This is a genomic window from Afipia sp. GW821-FHT04G03 (assembly GCF_059419985.1).
Map to the genome: position 1 here is coordinate 496,160 of NZ_JBWKSV010000003.1, position 17,351 is coordinate 513,510.

Here is a 17,351-nt window from a genome sequence, read left to right on the forward strand (position 1 = left end):
GAACCCAACCGTGCCACCGCCCTACCCCATCATGCGTTGTGGAAGCCAGATCGCGAGCAGCGGGAAAGCTATGAGGATCACGAGACGGATCAGATCCGTGACTACGAAAGGAAGCACTCCCATGAAAATCGTCGACATGTTGACGTCCTTGATGACGCTCTTGATGACGAAGACATTCATGCCGACCGGCGGATGGATCAGGCCGAGTTCAACGGTCATAACGATAATGACGCCGAACCAGATCGGATCGAAGCCCAGCGCTGTGACCACTGGAAACACGATCGGCACGGTCAGAATAACCATCGCCATCGCGTCCATCAGGCAGCCCAGAACCAGATACATTAGCAGGATCAGCGCGAGCACGCCGTATTTGCCGATGCCGAGGCCGGTGAGAAATTGAGTCACATGTTGCGGCGTCTGGGTGATAGTGAGGAAATAGCCGAAGCACAACGCGCCGATCAGGATGGTAAACACCGCCGCCGCCGTGCGGGTCGCCTGCAACAGCGATTCCAGCATCCCGTCTTTCGTCAATTTGCCGCGCATGACGCCGATGATAAAGGCGCCGACCGCGCCGACCGCGCCGGCTTCGGTCGGGATGAAAAAGCCTCCGTAGAGGCCGCCGATCACGAACACGAACAGCGCCAGCGGCGACCAGACGTCCCTTAGTGCATGCATCCGGTCCTTCCATGGACTTTTCGGCCCACTCGGCAGGAAGTCCGGCTTGACGACGCCGATGATCGCAATCGTAACCATGTGCATCACAATCGCCAGTAATCCCGGAATGACGCCGGCGATGAACAGTTTGCCGATGTCCTGCTGGGTGATGATGCCGTAGACCGCAAGCACGGTGGATGGCGGCAGCATCGCGCCAAGCGTGCCGCCGACCGCGATCACGCCGGCAGCAAAGGATTGCGGATAGCCGAAGCGCCGCATCTCGGGATAAGCAACCGCCGAGAACGTCGCAGCAGTCGCGACAGACGAGCCGGAGATCGCCGCGAACCCGCCGCAGGCTGCGATAGTGGCGATGCCGAGACCGCCCTTCCAGTGTCCAACGAAAGTGTTGGCGGCGCGGAACAACTCGCGGCTAATGCCGGAGACCGAGACGAACGCGCCCATCAGCAGGAACATCGGGATCACGCCGAAGGTGTAGTCGGTCACCGTCCGCATGACGGTCTGACCGACAAGTTTCAGCGCCGGCTCAAAGCCGGTGAGATAACCGAACCCGACGGTGCCGACGAGGCCCATTGCCATGCCGACCGGCACGCGCAGCAACATCAGGCCGAACAGCGAGACAAAGCCGATGATGGAAACCGCTTCATGGCTCAACATCGGTCACTCCGCGGTCTTGATTTTGGGTTCGTGCATCAGTTCGGGATTGAAGATCAGCCGCCAGGTGCGGATCGCGATCAACAACACCGCGGAAACGTCACCGATCCAGGCTACCGCGAAGAACGGCCAGTTCGGCAGGCGCAGATCGTAGGTCAGGACGTGATCGTGATAGGTCGAGACCACCTTGTCGAACAGCGTGTAGGTCTGCACCGTCACCACGAACAGCAGCACCAAGGTCGCAAAGATATCGATCCAGCGCTGATACTTCGGCGTCGCATTGGCCCACACCAGATCAACCGTGATGTGAGTTCCGCGATAACTGGTCGCAGCGATGCCCCAAAAAATCAGAATACCGAGCAGTAGCCGTCCAAAATCATAATAATCCGGAATCGATATCGCGAAGAACTTGCGCAGGAAAACCGCGATGAAGGTGTTCAGCGCGACAATTCCGACAAACGCCGCCGCCACCCATTCGATCGAGTCGATAAAGCGGTCCATGGGGCTCTTCTTCGCCGGACCATTCGGCTCACTCCCCGTTTCGTCAATGCCGCCAGCACCACTGGATCCGACCGCTGCCGCCATGCATTCCCCCACATCCAAAAATCGCCGCGACGGCAAGGCCGCCGCGACTCAGTGCCCCACACACAACAACTAGAATCCGGCGTTGAACTTCTTCAATTCGGCCTGAAGATCGGCTTCGATCTTGTCCGGATCGCCGCCGGCCTTCTTGACGCCATCCGCCCAGCTCGTCTTCAGCGGCTCGGTCGCCTTCTTCCACTGACCCAGTTGATCGGCGGTCAACGGATAGACCTCATGATCGTTGAGCGCCTTCATCTTGGTCCGGCCATTCGCCTCAAAATCATTCCAAGGATCCGAAACCTTCGATGCCCACTCAGAGGTGCAATGATCGTCGATAACCTTCTTCTGAGCCGGGGACATCACGTCATAGATTTTCGGATTGATGTTGTAGGTGAACACGGTCGTGTAGAGCGGCGCGTCCATGTGAAACTTCGTCACCTTGTCGATACCGAACAGGAAGATCGATCCCCATGGGAAGGTGATCTCGTCGGCGACGCCGCGCTCAATGGCGTCACGCGCTTCCGGCGCCGAGGCCTGAACATTGGTGCCGCCCAGCATCTTCACCATCTCGCCGATTGTGCTCTGGGCCGGACGGACCTTCATGCCCTGCAGATCCGCAGGAACGACGATTTTCTTCCTGCCATGCAAGGCACCCGGATCGTGGATGAAGGCGAAGCAGAGCTTCGTATCCTTCATCTCGGTCTTGGCGTACTTCTGGTACCATTCGTTGAGTGCCTGCGTGCCCTTCTTGCCATCATTGAAGACAAATGGGAGCTGACCCGCTGCAATGATCGGGAAGCGGCCGGGCTGATAGCCTGGGTTCACGTAAGTCACGTCGGCAATGCCGTCACGCGCCATATCATAGTGGTCGAACGCCTTGCCAAGTTGTTCGGACGGGAAGACGACGGCCTTGATAGTCCCGCCGGACGCCGCCTCGATGTCCTTGGCCCAGGCTTGCGTCGCCGGCACCAGTGGGTGCGCAGGAGGCACCCACAGGGAAATTTTCAGAGTAACCGTCTTGTCTTGAGCCAACGCCGGAGACGCGAGAATTCCGGCAAGCAAAATCAGCGCAAAAGAAATCCGTTGCATTGGCATCTCTCCCTGAGACTGCAGTGAACACGATCGGGCTTCTGGCGGCCCATGATTGTTAACATGGCAATGATTAACATGTTATCTTTTAAAAAAACAAGATGCAAGCCATTGCCATTGAGCGGCGTATCGTCCGGGGAAAACGACGATCCGCCGCGTCTTGGAGCAAATGCTGAATTCGATCGAAGAAGGTGGCCACACCTTTGAACGGCACGGCATCGCTGCAAGGTATGATCAACGCATTGACGCGGCGGCGTAATCCAAATGTAACGGCGATACAGTTCAGCCGACTCTTTATCGAAGGCGTCTGCCCGTGCAGCCTATGGGTGCGCTCGATTTAATCGAGCTGATCGACCTCAATGTCGATCTGCTGCATCGAGAATATGCGCTAAGCCTCGTCCATCACACCATTGCGAAGAGTGCCGATACCGTCCGCCGTCACCTCTATGATGTCTCCGGGTTTCAGCCACACGGGGGGCTCGAAGCGGGCACCGGCGCCCGTCGGCGTTCCGGTCACAATCACATCGCCTGGCACCAGCGTGGTGAATGTCGAGATATAATTGATGATCTTGCGGAATGAGAAAATCATGCGCCCGGTTCGGTCGCGCTGGCGGACATCACCATTCACACGAGTTTCCAGACCAATATCAGCGATTTGCGTTTCACCAATGTAGGGAATGAGCCACGGGCCGATCGATCCCGTGCAATCGAAATTCTTGCCTTGAGTTACGTTGAATTTGGCGTGGCGTACCCAGTCGCGAATAGTGCCTTCATTGCAAAGCGACAGCGCTGCAATATGTCCGAGCGCGTCTTTCTCCGCGATGCGCCGCCCGCTCTTGCCGATGATGATAACGATTTCGCCTTCATAGTCGAGCTGCCCGGATTCCGGGGGCCGGACCAGCGGTTGCCCATGCCCGACGAAACTGCGCGGAAAACGAACAAACAGCGATGGGTTCGCGGGCGCCGCATTTCCGTCCTTGTATTCTTCATTGCGATCCGGATAGTTGACCCCGACACAAATGATCTTTTCGGGACCGGGCACCGGAATTTCGTAGCGAATGTCGGTCGCTGCAATATCCGGTGAAAATTTCGCAGCATCATCCGCAAGGCGCGCCAACGCGCCTTCGGCGATAACTTCCCTTAGAGTTGGCCAGCGATCGGCATACCGGACGGAAAGGTCGACGACCCCATCTTCGGTAAAAAGCCCGTATCCGGCCCTGCCCCCTGTGGTGAAACTGATAAGTCTCGCGGTCATGTCATCCCTTCATAACGCGAAGTCTGGGATGGATGGCGTTCTTCTTCCAGCTGAGAGCTGCATCAATCTCGCGAACCTCCAGCGATAGCGCAAAATGAGGGGTGACGAAGAGATCGGATAGCCGCTTGCTCGCGGCGGCAAAAATCAGTTCCCCTGCCTGCTTCGCTTCTTCGGCGGTGCGCCCGCGCCCAATACGAAATGACATGTCGAGAAAGCTGTTCCGGTCGTCGAGGTCGGCGATTGCATAGTGGCGTGCCGGAAATGCCCGCACACGCACTGCCCCAAGCTCAAACAGCCCGCTATCCATGATCGACTGATGCAAATCCCGGCACAGCGCAGGAATATCTGCCTTCGACTCGAGATTTGCCGAATACTCCAACGAGAGATGCGGCATGTTTCCTCCGAGACCGGGCTCTCCGCTATTGCTTAACATGTTAAGTATGTGCACGGGCGTGTCAACTGATATTCGCGCTCTGCGCTCCCGGAGGAGATTGCAGGATCGCAAATAGATCGCGCGGGCCTTCACCTATATCGCGGCAACCTATCGTTTCCAGGCTGCCATGATACGCGGTGCCGACTCTGGCTCGCATTGCACCTTCGCATTAAGCTAAACAAGCTCATCCAATGAAAAGCTCATCAGCAAGCCCTTTCGCAGCCCCGTTGATTAGGCCTGTTCCCAAAGGGAAGGCTTTCGTTATCTGACGCATGCGGAAGTAGGCGCCCTTGAATCACGGCAGTGAATCAGCGTCGCCAATTTTCGGCGACGCTGATCAGAAATTGGCTATTGATCGTTAGGTCGGCAGCCCGACCACGGCTTCGACTTCGACCTTCATTCCCGGCACTGCAAGCTTGCTGACTTCAAACAAGGTGCTCGCGGGCCGTGCCGCGCCGAAATACTTCTCGCGGACGGGATTGATCTTGGTTCGGTCGTTCACGTCGGTGAGCAGAACCGTCACCTTCAGAATGTCTCCGAACGTCGCGCCGGCCTTTTTGAGAATCTTGTCCATCGCGGAGAAGATGGCCTCGGCCTGCGCAGCCGGATCATCTCCGCCGATCAGGTTGAGATTTTCGTCCAGAGGCGCAATGCCCGATATGAACAGCAAATTCCCGAACGAGACTGCATCGCAGTAGTGGCTGATGGGAGGGCTGAGACCGACGGAGTATTCGCGACGCACGGCTTTGGAATTGCTCACTATGAACCTACCTTGGTTTGCTGGGTGGATTTCTTCTTTGCTGATCCCGATGGAAACGGCATGGTCTGCCCATTCATCAGAAAATAGACGAGGCCGGCGCCAGTGTGGCGGATGTGCTCTGCCAGCGCTGTTCTGGCGATTGCCGGATCACCCGTGCGCAACACCCTGAGAAGCGACGAGTGTTCGACGCCCGGCATTTCGGGCTCCTTATAGACGTCGATGTACATCAGAATGTAAGGACGGATGGATTGTCGAACGCGATGGATCTCATCGAGCAAGCGCGGCATCTCCGCATGACGATAGATCATGTCGTGGAATTCATCGTGCAGCAGGAGCCACCGCTTGGTATCGGCTGAGACCCGCTCCATGCGGTCGAGCTGAAGCTCGAGTTCGGCAAACACCGCAGGTGTGAGCCGCAAGACAGCTCTTTCGATAGCGAGCGCTTCGAGAGCAATTCTGATCTCCAGGCGCTCCAGAATCTCCTTCACGCTCAGCACTGTCACGACCGGCCGCCGATTTGCGCCGAACGTCACCAACCCTTCCGCCTCGAGCTGAACGATCGCTTCGCGCACGGGCATGCGGCTCAAGCCGAGTTTGCTGCCGATGTCCGCAGGCTTGATCGCCGTCCCCGCCGGCATCTTCCCGGCCAAAATCCGATCCTTGAGAAAATTGTAGGCTTTTGATTGGGCATTCATCGGGCGTTCCCGCGCAAGAGGTGAAGCGCGACCATTGTTCACAAAAGTGTATTCAGTTATTCAGTGAAGTCAATTAGTCGCGGACGAATGAATCCACATAAACCATCCATATAATGGCATTTTATGCGCTTACCGCAAATATAAGCGAGAACTTCTCATAAATCGCCTTGCAAGAATTGTAATATGTGTATCCAATTATGCAGAACTCAAAATGGAGCGATCGCATGTATTCCAGACGGTATATTCTCGGCGGCTTGGGCGCAGGCATGGCAACAGCAGTATGGCCCAGCGGCATGCTGGTCCAGGCTCAGGAAAATTCGATCACGATCACCAGCCTTGGCGGCAAATGGGAGCAATCGATACGCGAGCACTTCATTCCGCTGTTCAAGCAGCGCACGGGCGCTGATGTAAAAGTTGTGCTCGGCTCCCCAACGCAATGGTCGTCTCAGATCGAAGCGCTGCCCGGCAAGCCCCCTCTCGATGCGGTCGACAACAGCGAGACACTGGCAATCTCTTTGATCGACAAGGGACTTGTTTCAAAACTGACCGTCGACAAGGTCCCCAATCTGGCGAACACACCTGATCTGTTCCGCAAACCGTTTGATGATTACGGCGCATCGTATCAATATTCGACGTCGGGCCTTTTCTTCAACGCAGATAAAATCAAGAATCAGCCCAAATCCTGGGCGGAGTTCTTTGAGCGCGCCGGCAAAGGTGAATTCGGCCGCTCGATCACGCTGCCGGACATCAGCTATCCGTGGGGACCGCATCTGATGTGGCACTACGCGGTGGCACTCGGTGGCAGTATCACCAATCTCGATCCGGCTTTCGAGGCTATGCGGAAGATCAAGCCCTACATTGTAAAGTTCTGGGGAACGGCTCTCGAAGTCGAGCGTATGGTGATGTCGAAGGAAGTCGATATCGGCGTTCTCTGGGATGGCCGCGTTACGGCCATGATGAGCGGCGGAGCGAAATTCCTTCAGTTCACACGACTGGATCCTCACTCGCTGATCACGTTGTCTCCAGCCCAGGTTGTTAAGGGTGGAAACGAGCGCCTCGCATATCAGTGGGTCAACACCCTCCTCGATCCCGAGCCGCAGTTGAAATACTTCAAGCTGATCAACTTCACTCCGACCAACAGCAGGGTGGAGATTCCTGCCGAACTGCGCGGCAACATCATGCCGCTGGAGAAGGGCATCACGCCTCCCTATAGGGATCTCATTCGAGCCATACCGGGGATCGTCGATCGCTGGAACCGTGAAATCCGCACCTAAGACACAAGCGCAGTTACGATGAACGGAACCAGGCAAGCATTTGGCCGGTCGACAGCGGTTCTTTTACTGGGACCGGTGTTCGCCATCATCTTCGTGGGCTACATGCTGCCTGGTCTCGCGCTTTTTGCGATGAGTCTGGAAGTCCCGTTTCGCTGGCCGACATCCCTCGACTCTCTCAGCTTCCGACACTACGGCCGGCTATTCACCGACGCCTATTACGCCCGGATCCTTGGCTACACCTTGGCAATGGGCTTGATCGTTTCGACGATCACAGCCATCGCTGCATTTCCGATTGCCTATTATCTGGCGCGCACCCGCAGCAGACTGACCAGCTTTTACGCCGTCCTCACCTTCACGCCGCTTGCCGTCGGCATGAACATGCTTACGCTCGGCTGGATGGTGATCCTCGGACGCACAGGCTTCATCAATTCACTGTTGACCGGGACCGGCTTGATTACCGACCCGCTTCAACTTCTCTATGGCTGGAGCTCGGTCATCGTCGGGATGGTGCACGTCACCTTCACCTTCATGGTCTTGCCGATCGAAGCGGTGATCCGACAGATCGATCCGTCCCTGGAAAAGGCGGCGCGCACCCTTGGTGCCGGCCCTATCAGGACGTTCATCGCGGTAATCCTGCCTCTGAGCATGCAGGGCGTGGCCGCCGGCTTTCTCATTGTATTTCTGCAGGTCTGCGGCGCCTTCGTATTGCCGCTGCTGCTCGGCGGTCAGGGCCTGTCTATGATTCCGATCTCGATCTGGGAGCAGATTACAGTCTCATCCGACAAGCCGTTCGCGGCTGTGCTTTCGGTCGCGCTGATATTGATTTCGATCATTATCATGATCCTCCAGTTGAGGATCATGCGCGGCAAGGATCTCGTCTGATGCAACGCATGCCCCTTCCGATCCGCATATATGCCGCAGCAGTCGCGGTTCTGCTCGTCTTCCCTCTGGTGATCGTGGCCGCAGTCTCTTTCGATCCCGGGAGCTACATTGCATTTCCCCCATCCGGCTTCAGCGTCCGCTGGTACGTCGAGATGTGGGCGAACGAGACGATTGTTCTTGCGCTCAAGAACAGCCTGATCGTCGGAATTGCGTCGTCCGTCCTGGGAACAGTGATCGCCATCCCCGCCGCCCTTGCGATCGCGCGAGGCGGCGCGGTGTCTCAACAGTTCATCTACCCGCTTCTGCTATCGCCGTTCGCTATTCCATGGTTAGTTTACGGATTGGCCTTGTTGTTCTTCTGGAGCTTAACCGGCCAGCGACTGTCGCTTTGGACGATCATGCTCGGCCATACGGTCATCGCCATTCCTTATGTCCTGCGTATCACGCTGGCGATCTTGCGCGATATGCCTCCGAACTACGTGCGCGCGGCGCGCGTGGCGGGCGCCAATCCCTGGCAGGCGTTTCGTTACGTTACGCTTCCCTATATCCGCTCGGGCATCGTCGCGGGCGCGTCTTTCGCGTTCATTGTATCGTTCACCAACATTCCTGTATCGCTTTTTCTGACGACTGCGGACAATATCACACTGCCGGTCGCAATCTTTAACTACATGATCAACAATTTCGAGCCGATGGTAGCAGCGGTTTCCGTTGTGCAGGTCTTGATGATCATCGTGGTCCTTCTAATGACGAGAAAACTGGGAGCTCTGGATCGTGGCTGAACCTTCGCGCTATGACCTCCACCTAAACCGCGTCAGCAAAAGCTTCGGATCGACGCTCGTCGTCAGCGACGTCTCTTTTGCGCTGAACAAGGGCGAGTTCCTCGCGCTGCTCGGCCCCAGCGGCTGCGGAAAAACGACAACGTTGTCCATGATCGCGGGGTTTGAGCGCCCCGATTCCGGAATGATCTCCATTCGCGATCAGCGCGTAGAATCATTGCCCCCAGAGCGCCGCGACATCGGGATGGTGTTCCAGAACTACGCCCTCTTCCCGCACATGTCCGTGGCGGAAAACATCGCATTCGGCCTGAAAATGCGGCGAACCGCCAAGGCCGATATCGAGCCGCGCGTGCGCAGGGTCGCAACACTGGTGAAGGTTGACCATCTGCTTGATCGACAGCCCAAGGAACTGAGCGGCGGTCAACAGCAGCGTGTCGCCCTGGCGCGCGCTCTCATCGTCGAGCCCGCAATTTTGCTGCTGGATGAACCGTTCGGTGCCCTTGACAGGCAACTGCGGGAAGACTTGCAGATCGAGGTTCGCGCGCTGCTGCGCAGGCTCGACATCACAACTGTTTTCGTCACCCACGACCAAGACGAAGCGCTCTCGATGTCGGATCGAGTCGCCGTCATGAACGGAGGCCGGATCGAGCAGATTGCTTCACCCCGCTCTCTCTATGACACCCCAGCGACCAAAAATGTCGCCGCCTTCATCGGCAAGGGAACTTTCATTTCGGGAAGGATTATCAAAGACGCGTCATCATCAATGGTCAGAACCAGTATTGGCGATTTCAGCTTACCACACAGAGTTGGGCAATCTTTGCCAGAGGGAGAGATTGACTATTTCCTCCGTCCTGAGGCAATCCAACCGACCACTTCGAGTGAAAATCTATCGAACCGCGTTACCGGTACCGTTGCTGCGACCACATTTCTTGGCGACCGCCAGCAAATCCTCGTCGACGTACAAGATCGCGTCCGATTCCTGGTAAGGTTTGAGCAAGTTCAGGTACCGGCGATCGGTGATCAGATTACACTGGGCTGGAAAGAGGATAGTTCCGCATTGTTCCGCGAAGGCCAGCGCCTTTAGAAAGCAAAACCGACCGTAAGATCGCCCGAATTGAAGAAATTCCGTAATCGATCATTCCGCGAACTGCACGTCACGAGCCATTGAAGTCCATATTCCCTTGGCTGAGACCATCACTGACACCTTACGGCACAGTGGTTTTATTCGCCTGAAAAGCGACTTCGCGAGCCATCCCTGCGTTCTGTTGCCCTTCACCTCCTCCACATTAGTGGGTAAGCAACCGGACTACCCTCCCTTTGCGATGCCGCAACAGGCGCTGTTCGCCTGTTAATTCCGAGAATCAGATTCTGAGCTTGTGATCGATCGGCGTGAAGCCTTTCTACGGACAAGCCCGGAACCGCTCGCCATCCAAGCAAACTGTACGCTCCCGAAATAACGCGCCTCGAAGGGCACCTCGGCTTCAACACCCGCCATGATCGCGATATCCAATTCGCCAGATCCGAGCTTCATAATTGAGCAAAATCTCAACTTGTAAGATCAGCTTCGGATACTGCTCACGAACAGCTGCCACCATCTTTGGCAGCCAGGTGATGGCCACGATCTCGGCGACTCGGCCTGGATGGTCTTTTAAAGGACCACTATTTCCGACGTGACAGGTGCATTTTCCCGAGGTGCCCTCAAGTTTGCCCCTCAATTGCCCCGCGAGCTTAAGGCTGCCTTAAGCTCCTTCGCCTGTGCGTGGCCCCCTCAATTGCCTGACAATACTGGTTTCTTGCTCGGCTACACACCCCAGCCGAAACCGCCAGATGCGGGTAGCAGCAGCATGTCCCCTGTTCGCAGCGCATCCGGGACAACCGGCGCGTGTTGCTAAACAATCAAGCGACTGATAGATTAATGGCAAGAGTCTTTTGAAGCTAACCGTGACCGTTTTGGCCTTGGTTCTTGCCCGAAAGTCAATCACGATGCGGACAACGCCGAGCGTGTGCCCGAGAACGTTCAAAAGATCCGGCCACGCGCGCGCAGCGCGACTGGCAGCGGTCCCGAACAGTCATCGTCTGGGATTTCAGATTTTCAACATGCGAAACGTCAGCAGCCGCGGTTACGGCGCGCCGGACGCCAAGGAGTAAGAACCAGCAAGTTCCAACTCGGAGCAAAAACGACTCCGAAGGAATACAAACGAGGGGGTAACAATGGCTGTACATGCGACCAGTATCCGCACAGTTCCTTCCGCTGAAGAGCCAATCGCCGTCGCGAAGCTGTTCTCCAAGATCAGTTGGCGGATCCTGCCCTTCCTGATTGTTTGTTACATGATCGCGTTCCTGGATCGCATCAACATCGGATATGCCCAGCTTCAAATGAAGCAGACGCTGACTTTCAGCGACGCAACCTACGGCTTCGGTGCAGGCATCTTCTTCGTCGGCTACTTTCTGTTTGAAGTTCCCAGCAACCTACTGCTTGAACGTATTGGTGTCCGCAAGACCTTGCTGCGCATCATGTTCACGTGGGGCATCGTGGCGTGCGCGATGGCGTTCGTGCAGACACCGCTGCAATTCTACATTGCCCGGTTCCTGCTTGGCGCACTCGAAGCGGGCTTCTTCCCGGGCATCATCCTTTATCTGACGTACTGGTATCCTTCGGCGCGGCGCGGCCAGATCATCGCGATGTTCATGACCGCGACGGCTATCGCGTCCGTCATCGCAGGTCCGCTGTCCGGCGCCACGATGAAGTATTTCAACGACATCGAGGGCTGGCACGGCTGGCAGTGGCTCTTCATTTCCCAAGGCTTGCCGGCATCGATCCTCGGTCTTGCCGCCTACTTCTATCTTCAGGATAAACCCGAAGATGCGAAATGGCTGAGCAGCCAGGAAAAAGCGGCCCTGCGCTTCCAGCTTGATCACGATCACAAGGACGTCGAATCCGCGCACCACGCCGGGTTCTTCCAGATGCTGAAAGACCCGAAGGTCTACGGCCTCGCATTCACCTACTTCTTGTTGCTGGGCGCGACCTACACCATGGTTTTCTGGATTCCCACGCTGATCAAAAGCTGGGGCGTGGCCGACCTCTTGTATGTGGGCTTGCTTGCCACCCTGCCGCAAATCGCGGGTATCATCGGAACGATCCTGATGGGACGTCACTCCGACAAGACAAGAGAGCGGCGATGGCACTACGCCACTTGCGTCGCCGTCGCTGCGATCGGCCTTTTGGCCATCACATTCTCCCACGGCAACTTGCCGGCGTCGATCATAGGTCTGACACTTGCCGGCCTCGGGTTCATTTCAGCGACGCCATTGTTCTTCACCACCATCACTGAGTACCTGTCCAAGGCGAGTGCCGCGGGCGGCATCGCGCTGATCAGCAGCCTCGGTAATCTCGGCCCTGCCGTCGCACCTTCCCTCACGGGCTATATTAGCGCGACGACGGGCAACTCGCTTTACAGCACATATCTTATCGTCGGAGCCTATCTGCTGTCCGGGTTGTTATTGCTGATCATCGTAAAAGCCGCAGGCCCCGACGAGGCCTGAGGCAGGACAGCTATCACGATCGGCGAACGTCTGAAGCAGACGCTCGCTCCCGAGAACTGATGGTTCAAGAAGAAGGCGCCGCATCATGCGGCGCCAGTTTTTTTTGGGAGGCTCTCGAAGCCCGTTGATACGCGCTGGAGTCTTGCTTTACAGCGCGGACCTCAAGCCGTCGTGGCCAAACCACCATCAACCGGAATCACAGCACCGCAGACAAACCCGCTGGCCTTTGAGGCGAGATACAGCGCAATTCCCGCCATGTCCTCCGGCGATCCCATACGCTTCATCGGCGCCCCCTCGATAACCATCTTGGCTTCCTGCTCTTCGATCGCATCCGTCATCTTGGACGGGAAGTAACCCGGCGCGATGGCGTTGACGGCGATGTACTTCGGCGCGAGGAATTTCGCCATGATGCGCGTTAGATGGTTCACGCCCGCCTTTGACGCTGCATAGGAATAGGCTTCCAAACTGGACGTGCGAATGCCCTCGATCGATCCTATGTTAATGACCCGCGCGTAGGAATTCTTGGAACCCGCAACTTCCAGAAGATCGAGCAGCTTCTGCGTGAGGAAGAACACCGACTTAACGTTCAGGTTCATCACCTTGTCCCAGCCGCTCTCGGGAAACTCGGCGAAGGGCGATCCCCAGCTCGCGCCAGCATTGTTGACGAGGATGTCGAGTTTCTTCTCGCGCTTGTGGAGTTCTGCGGAGAACCGCTCAATCTCATCCATCCGCGACAAGTCTGCCGGAATGGCGATGCACTCCCCGAATTTCGACAGCTCTTCTGCCAGCGCCATGCAGGCGTCGGCCTTGCGCGCGGTAATATAGACCTTCGCGCCGTTCTCGACATAGGCGCGGGCAATGATCTCGCCGAGACCGCGGCTGCCGCCGGTGACCAGCGCAACCTTACCGCGGACACTGAACAATTCCTCGATCTTCATGCGTCGCTCCTCAAATTGGAATTACCTTGACGAAATCATCCTCAACCAATCGCTCCGACGGCCCGCATCTGCGCGATGACCGCCGCATCGAAGCCCGCTTCCCTCAGAATCTCGTCGCTGTGCTGCCCCACCGAAGGCGGCATCCGCGGTTGCACCTTGTCGGCTCCACGCAAAGCGATAGGCGAATTGATCGTCTTTGTTTCGCTGTCGGCGAAGGGAATGAGGATATCGTTATCGTGAAGCTGTTGATCGGTTGGAATATCTTCCGGCGTCGCCACGACGTCAAAGACGATCCCAGCCTTGGTGAGCCGCTTGCGCAAATCGGCACGGTCCTGCTTCTCAAACTCCTTGTCGAGCAACGCAATCAGCTCCTTCGAGCGCGCCAATCGGTCAGCCTTTTTGGCAAAGCGCGGGTCTTCGATCAGATCCTCACGATCAAGGCATTTCACGAATTCCGGCCACTGCTTCTCCTCGTTGAGGATGGTCAGGATCACCCACTTTCCGTCGCGGCACTTGTAGTAGTTCGTCAGCGCATTGAAAGCGACTTCACGCGGCGGACGATCGGTGAAGGTCGCGCCACATAGCGCCGCCTGTCCGTTGTAACCGTTGGCCCAAAGCCCGTTCGCCAACAGTGACGACAACACCTCCGTGCCCTTGCCGGTGATCTGGCGTTGATAGAGCGCCATCACGATGCCGGAGAATAGCGTGAAGCCCGCCGAGTAGTCGCCCATGCCGTTGGCGGGACGCACCGGCACCGATTGCGACGACGCACGCACGGTATCCATCAGGCCGGATCGCGCCCACCAAGCCGTGACGTCGAATCCCGGCTTGGTTGCCTCCGCGCCGTTTTCGCCATAGCCGGAGAATGACGCGTAGATCAGCCGGTCGTTCAACGCTGAAAGCGTCTCGTAACCGATGCCGAGCTTCTTGCGCACTGCGGCTGGGTAATTGGTGATAAACACATCCGCCTTTGACGCCAGCCGCAGGATCGCTTCCCTGCCCTCGGGCTTACCCATGTCCACCGCGAGGCTACGTTTGTTTCGCGAGCCCATCATCCAGGCGTAGTTCTGGTCGCTTTTTGGATGACCGGGCAGCTTGGTCAGATGCCGGTAGGGATCGCCCGCTCCCGGCGGCTCGATCTTGATCACGTCGGCTCCGAAGTCCGAGAGCACCGTGGCCGCAGCGGGCGCTGCGATGAAGCTGCCGCAGTCGATCACCTTTAAGCCTTCAAACAGAAGTCCCATTTTCATTCCTCCCTTAGAACGCGCCTTGATCCTTTCGGACGGCACGATTGCAGCCTTTGTTACTGCTTATCCTTGAGCCTTCACCGCCTTCAGCGCACGGATAATGGCCAGTTGCTTCGCATCGCGCTCGCCCTCGAGTTTCTCAGGCGGCTGGGCGGCAAATGACGCTTCGGCCTGCGCGATAATCCTGTCCTGCGCGACTTCGTCCAGATTGACCGGCGCCATGTTCTTCCAAGCCTCGTTGAGGCCGGGCCCAAACTGCTTGAAGAACGACTTGAAGCCACCAGCGCCGCCACCGAGATGGAACGAGCGGAACGGCCCGTCCGCCGCCCAGCGCAGGCCGATCGAACTCGTCACGATGTCGTCGAGTTCATCGACCTTCACGACCCCCTGAATAACCAGGTAGCAACACTCCCGAAAGATCGCCCGTTGCAGCCTGTTCGCGACGAAGCCCGGCATTTCCTTGCGCACGACGCGCGGCACCTTTCCGAGCGCCGCGTAGAATGCAACGGCGTCGTCAACGGCCTCCGGACTCGTCTTCTCGCCGGGCACAACCTCGACCAGAGGAATCAAATGCGGCGGGTTGAACGGGTGCCCCACCAGCAACCGCTCGGGCCGCGACATCTTCAACGCCTGCTCCGTCGCGGTCTTGGCGGAGCTTGACGACGCCAGCAGCGTGTTTCCGCCGACCACCTTGTCGATGCGCGCCCACAAATCCTGCTTGAATTCGATCCGCTCCGGTCCATTTTCCTGAACGAGGTCGGCGCCGGCCACCGAGCGTTCGAGATCGCTCTCGAAGCTCAACTTCCGTTCCAGATTGTCCGTCGGCAATCCGAGTTCTTTCAAGGTCGAAAGGTTATTGCGGATGTAATCGCGAACGATGGTCTCGACATCCGGGCGCGGATCGTTGACGACAACGGAAAGGCCATGCGCCAGAAAGAGTGCCGTCCACGATGCGCCGATCACGCCAGCGCCAATCACAGTGACTTTTGAATACCTGTTCAGGATGTCTTGCTGAGCTGTGGCCATCGCATTCGCCTACTTTTTCTTCTTGGGATCGGCAGCAGGTGCGCTGTCGTTGAGATAGTCGTAGATGACCGTGGCCGGCGACAGCGTAAGATCGGTCAGGATGTGCGTAGCCGAAATGATCTCACGCACGGGGAGGTCCGCAAGCGGCGCCAGCACATGTTCAAACAGCTGCAATCGGGCGGGCCCGCGCCACGCGCCCCTCACGGAGATGTTGGTGATCTCGGTGCGGACCAGTTCGCAGATGCGCGGACGCCTTTCGTAGCTCGGAAGAATTTTCAACATGAACGTCGGCACGCAGATTTCCTGTCGCGCCTTTTCCAGATCCATCGGCTTGTGCTTGTAGCCCATCGTCGCGCGGGCGACGCTCAGTGTGCCGTAATCCAGCGTTCCCACCAACGTATCGGAATCGACAAACAGCTTCGCCGAACCCAGCTTTTTCGGAAACGCGCTGAGTTCGCGGCCCGCGGCAATCGCAGGCAGGTTGTCGAGATACATTCCGATAATGTATTCGCCGACTTCATCGCCGTGACGCACGACCGCGGCCTGTCCGCATTCAACATACGAGCCGTAGCCTGTGGTATCAGGCATGTTCATCACTTCGAAGCGCACCAGGGGCTCGTCGACTTCGAGCGGCTCGGGCACCTGTTTCTGAAGGGCTTCCCGATCCGTCCGGTAGGTGATGTTGAGATATTCCCGAGAGGTGAAGCGATGTGGCCCCGGGACGAAAGCCGGAGCTCCTGTCGGTGTTGTGTATTGCTTGAGTACGTCCTCTTTTTTCATCTTGACGCTCACCCTTGAGTTAGACGTTTCAGCGTTCGGTATTGGCGACGGCCTCGCAACCTCCCCGCTGCGCTCCACACCCGCCACCAGTACGAACCATTGAGCCTGTCACTGCAAGCCGGATCATGGCTAAGTCGTGAGGCTGCCGCGGAGACGACGTGCAATGCGCCAATTCTTCCGCGTTGCAGCAGATGCCGCCCGCAACGTCAGACATGAGAACTCAGAACTTTTTTGCTTCAATGGCCGTGCGCGCCTCGGCAAAGCTTTCGCGCATGCGACCGAGAATGATTTTGGGCGCTTCGCTGCTCGACTTCTGAACCAGTTCAGCAATGTCCCTGGTGTTTTTGACGGTTGCTTCAAAAATGCGCTTGGTCAGTTCCGCCTGCTTGGTTGCAACTTCCTGCGGAGAACCGCCCGGCTTGAAGTCAGCGATCAACAGCCGCGCCTCGCGCGCAACCTCCAACAGGATTTCCTGCTGTTTTGCGAAGACGGCGCGCCCACCGTCCGACAGCACCGCCACAGACTTCTGCATGGCTTCGATATTCTTGCGGTGGATGTCGAGAAACGCCTCGTAATCAATCTTCGGCAGATTGATCTGCTTCGCCATGTCGGCGAGCATATCCATGACTGTCTTGTCGGCCATTTTCCCTCCCGGTTGTACTGTTGTGCCTGGAGCTTTTTTGCCTACTCCATGTCGTTGTCTGACCTCATCATAGCCAGACCGCTTTCGACTAATCAAGCGATC

The 17,351-nt window shown here is 57.3% G+C and carries 17 protein-coding genes; 5 read left to right on the top strand and 12 right to left on the bottom strand.

The features are described from left to right. Nucleotides 1-21 precede the first annotated feature (21 nt). From AC07UB_RS16760 to AC07UB_RS16790, 7 genes are all read right to left on the bottom strand, one after another. Nucleotides 22-1,326 (bottom strand): TRAP transporter large permease, encoded by a 1,305-nt coding sequence (locus AC07UB_RS16760; protein WP_492792680.1) that lies wholly within the window; start codon nucleotides 1,324-1,326, stop codon nucleotides 22-24. Nucleotides 1,327-1,332: 6 nt separating this feature from the next. Beyond that, a complete protein-coding gene (locus AC07UB_RS16765) occupies nucleotides 1,333-1,827 on the bottom strand; it encodes a TRAP transporter small permease (RefSeq protein WP_492790589.1) in 495 nt (164 codons plus the stop codon). A 153-nt stretch (nucleotides 1,828-1,980) separates the two neighbouring features. Continuing rightward, a complete protein-coding gene (locus AC07UB_RS16770; RefSeq protein WP_492790590.1) occupies nucleotides 1,981-2,997 on the bottom strand; it encodes a TRAP transporter substrate-binding protein in 1,017 nt (338 codons plus the stop codon). 388 nt (nucleotides 2,998-3,385) lie between these two features. Further along, the gene (locus AC07UB_RS16775) at nucleotides 3,386-4,252 is read right to left on the bottom strand and encodes a fumarylacetoacetate hydrolase family protein (protein ID WP_494654406.1); all 867 of its coding nucleotides are present in this window, start codon (nucleotides 4,250-4,252) and stop codon (nucleotides 3,386-3,388) included. A 1-nt stretch (nucleotide 4,253) separates the two neighbouring features. Beyond that, on the bottom strand, nucleotides 4,254-4,646 hold the full coding sequence (locus AC07UB_RS16780; protein WP_492790592.1) for a 5-carboxymethyl-2-hydroxymuconate Delta-isomerase: 393 nt from the start codon (nucleotides 4,644-4,646) through the stop codon (nucleotides 4,254-4,256). A 397-nt stretch (nucleotides 4,647-5,043) separates the two neighbouring features. Beyond that, complete coding sequence (locus AC07UB_RS16785; protein WP_492790593.1) at nucleotides 5,044-5,445, bottom strand: RidA family protein; 402 nt, start codon at nucleotides 5,443-5,445, stop codon at nucleotides 5,044-5,046. After that, the gene (locus AC07UB_RS16790) at nucleotides 5,445-6,140 is read right to left on the bottom strand and encodes a GntR family transcriptional regulator (protein ID WP_492790594.1); all 696 of its coding nucleotides are present in this window, start codon (nucleotides 6,138-6,140) and stop codon (nucleotides 5,445-5,447) included. The genes AC07UB_RS16785 and AC07UB_RS16790 overlap by 1 nt, the downstream gene beginning before the upstream one ends. A gap of 224 nt (nucleotides 6,141-6,364) precedes the next feature. Here AC07UB_RS16790 and AC07UB_RS16795 point away from each other — a divergent pair, with 224 nt between their 5' ends. From AC07UB_RS16795 to AC07UB_RS16815, 5 genes are all read left to right on the top strand, one after another. After that, nucleotides 6,365-7,414 (top strand): extracellular solute-binding protein, encoded by a 1,050-nt coding sequence (locus AC07UB_RS16795; RefSeq protein ID WP_492790595.1) that lies wholly within the window; start codon nucleotides 6,365-6,367, stop codon nucleotides 7,412-7,414. A 75-nt stretch (nucleotides 7,415-7,489) separates the two neighbouring features. Beyond that, nucleotides 7,490-8,296, top strand: coding sequence for an ABC transporter permease (locus tag AC07UB_RS16800; protein ID WP_492790596.1), 807 nt, complete (start codon nucleotides 7,490-7,492; stop codon nucleotides 8,294-8,296). After that, on the top strand, nucleotides 8,296-9,075 hold the full coding sequence (locus tag AC07UB_RS16805) for an ABC transporter permease (protein ID WP_492790597.1): 780 nt from the start codon (nucleotides 8,296-8,298) through the stop codon (nucleotides 9,073-9,075). The genes AC07UB_RS16800 and AC07UB_RS16805 overlap by 1 nt, the downstream gene beginning before the upstream one ends. Further along, on the top strand, nucleotides 9,068-10,156 hold the full coding sequence (locus AC07UB_RS16810; RefSeq protein WP_492790598.1) for an ABC transporter ATP-binding protein: 1,089 nt from the start codon (nucleotides 9,068-9,070) through the stop codon (nucleotides 10,154-10,156). The genes AC07UB_RS16805 and AC07UB_RS16810 overlap by 8 nt, the downstream gene beginning before the upstream one ends. 1,127 nt (nucleotides 10,157-11,283) lie before the next feature. Further along, entirely contained in the window at nucleotides 11,284-12,615 is a 1,332-nt protein-coding gene (locus AC07UB_RS16815; RefSeq protein WP_492790599.1) for an MFS transporter, read from the top strand. A 161-nt stretch (nucleotides 12,616-12,776) separates the two neighbouring features. Here the strand turns inward: AC07UB_RS16815 and AC07UB_RS16820 are convergent, their stop codons facing one another. The 5 genes from AC07UB_RS16820 to AC07UB_RS16840 form a co-directional block, all read right to left on the bottom strand. Next, nucleotides 12,777-13,553 carry an SDR family oxidoreductase gene (locus AC07UB_RS16820; protein ID WP_492790600.1) on the bottom strand — a complete coding sequence of 259 codons (777 nt, stop codon included), beginning with the start codon at nucleotides 13,551-13,553 and terminating at the stop codon, nucleotides 12,777-12,779. 41 nt (nucleotides 13,554-13,594) lie between these two features. Beyond that, complete coding sequence (locus AC07UB_RS16825; RefSeq protein WP_492790601.1) at nucleotides 13,595-14,797, bottom strand: CaiB/BaiF CoA transferase family protein; 1,203 nt, start codon at nucleotides 14,795-14,797, stop codon at nucleotides 13,595-13,597. Between the two features lie 66 nt (nucleotides 14,798-14,863). Continuing rightward, on the bottom strand, nucleotides 14,864-15,826 hold the full coding sequence (locus AC07UB_RS16830; protein ID WP_492790602.1) for a 3-hydroxyacyl-CoA dehydrogenase NAD-binding domain-containing protein: 963 nt from the start codon (nucleotides 15,824-15,826) through the stop codon (nucleotides 14,864-14,866). A gap of 9 nt (nucleotides 15,827-15,835) precedes the next feature. Continuing rightward, nucleotides 15,836-16,606, bottom strand: coding sequence for an acetoacetate decarboxylase (locus AC07UB_RS16835; protein ID WP_492790603.1), 771 nt, complete (start codon nucleotides 16,604-16,606; stop codon nucleotides 15,836-15,838). A 220-nt stretch (nucleotides 16,607-16,826) separates the two neighbouring features. Further along, on the bottom strand, nucleotides 16,827-17,213 hold the full coding sequence (locus tag AC07UB_RS16840; protein WP_492790604.1) for a phasin family protein: 387 nt from the start codon (nucleotides 17,211-17,213) through the stop codon (nucleotides 16,827-16,829). Between the last annotated feature and the right edge of the window lie 138 nt (nucleotides 17,214-17,351).

Coding starts and splice junctions, on each gene's coding strand:
- AC07UB_RS16765 (WP_492790589.1), bottom strand. CDS start 1,827: ATGGACCGCTTTATCGACTCGATCGAATGGGTGGCGGCGGCGTTTGTC.
- AC07UB_RS16770 (WP_492790590.1), bottom strand. CDS start 2,997: ATGCAACGGATTTCTTTTGCGCTGATTTTGCTTGCCGGAATTCTCGCG.
- AC07UB_RS16775 (WP_494654406.1), bottom strand. CDS start 4,252: ATGACCGCGAGACTTATCAGTTTCACCACAGGGGGCAGGGCCGGATAC.
- AC07UB_RS16780 (WP_492790592.1), bottom strand. CDS start 4,646: ATGCCGCATCTCTCGTTGGAGTATTCGGCAAATCTCGAGTCGAAGGCA.
- AC07UB_RS16790 (WP_492790594.1), bottom strand. CDS start 6,140: ATGAATGCCCAATCAAAAGCCTACAATTTTCTCAAGGATCGGATTTTG.
- AC07UB_RS16795 (WP_492790595.1), top strand. CDS start 6,365: ATGTATTCCAGACGGTATATTCTCGGCGGCTTGGGCGCAGGCATGGCA.
- AC07UB_RS16805 (WP_492790597.1), top strand. CDS start 8,296: ATGCAACGCATGCCCCTTCCGATCCGCATATATGCCGCAGCAGTCGCG.
- AC07UB_RS16815 (WP_492790599.1), top strand. CDS start 11,284: ATGGCTGTACATGCGACCAGTATCCGCACAGTTCCTTCCGCTGAAGAG.
- AC07UB_RS16820 (WP_492790600.1), bottom strand. CDS start 13,553: ATGAAGATCGAGGAATTGTTCAGTGTCCGCGGTAAGGTTGCGCTGGTC.
- AC07UB_RS16825 (WP_492790601.1), bottom strand. CDS start 14,797: ATGGGACTTCTGTTTGAAGGCTTAAAGGTGATCGACTGCGGCAGCTTC.
- AC07UB_RS16830 (WP_492790602.1), bottom strand. CDS start 15,826: ATGGCCACAGCTCAGCAAGACATCCTGAACAGGTATTCAAAAGTCACT.
- AC07UB_RS16835 (WP_492790603.1), bottom strand. CDS start 16,606: ATGAAAAAAGAGGACGTACTCAAGCAATACACAACACCGACAGGAGCT.
- AC07UB_RS16840 (WP_492790604.1), bottom strand. CDS start 17,213: ATGGCGAAGCAGATCAATCTGCCGAAGATTGATTACGAGGCGTTTCTC.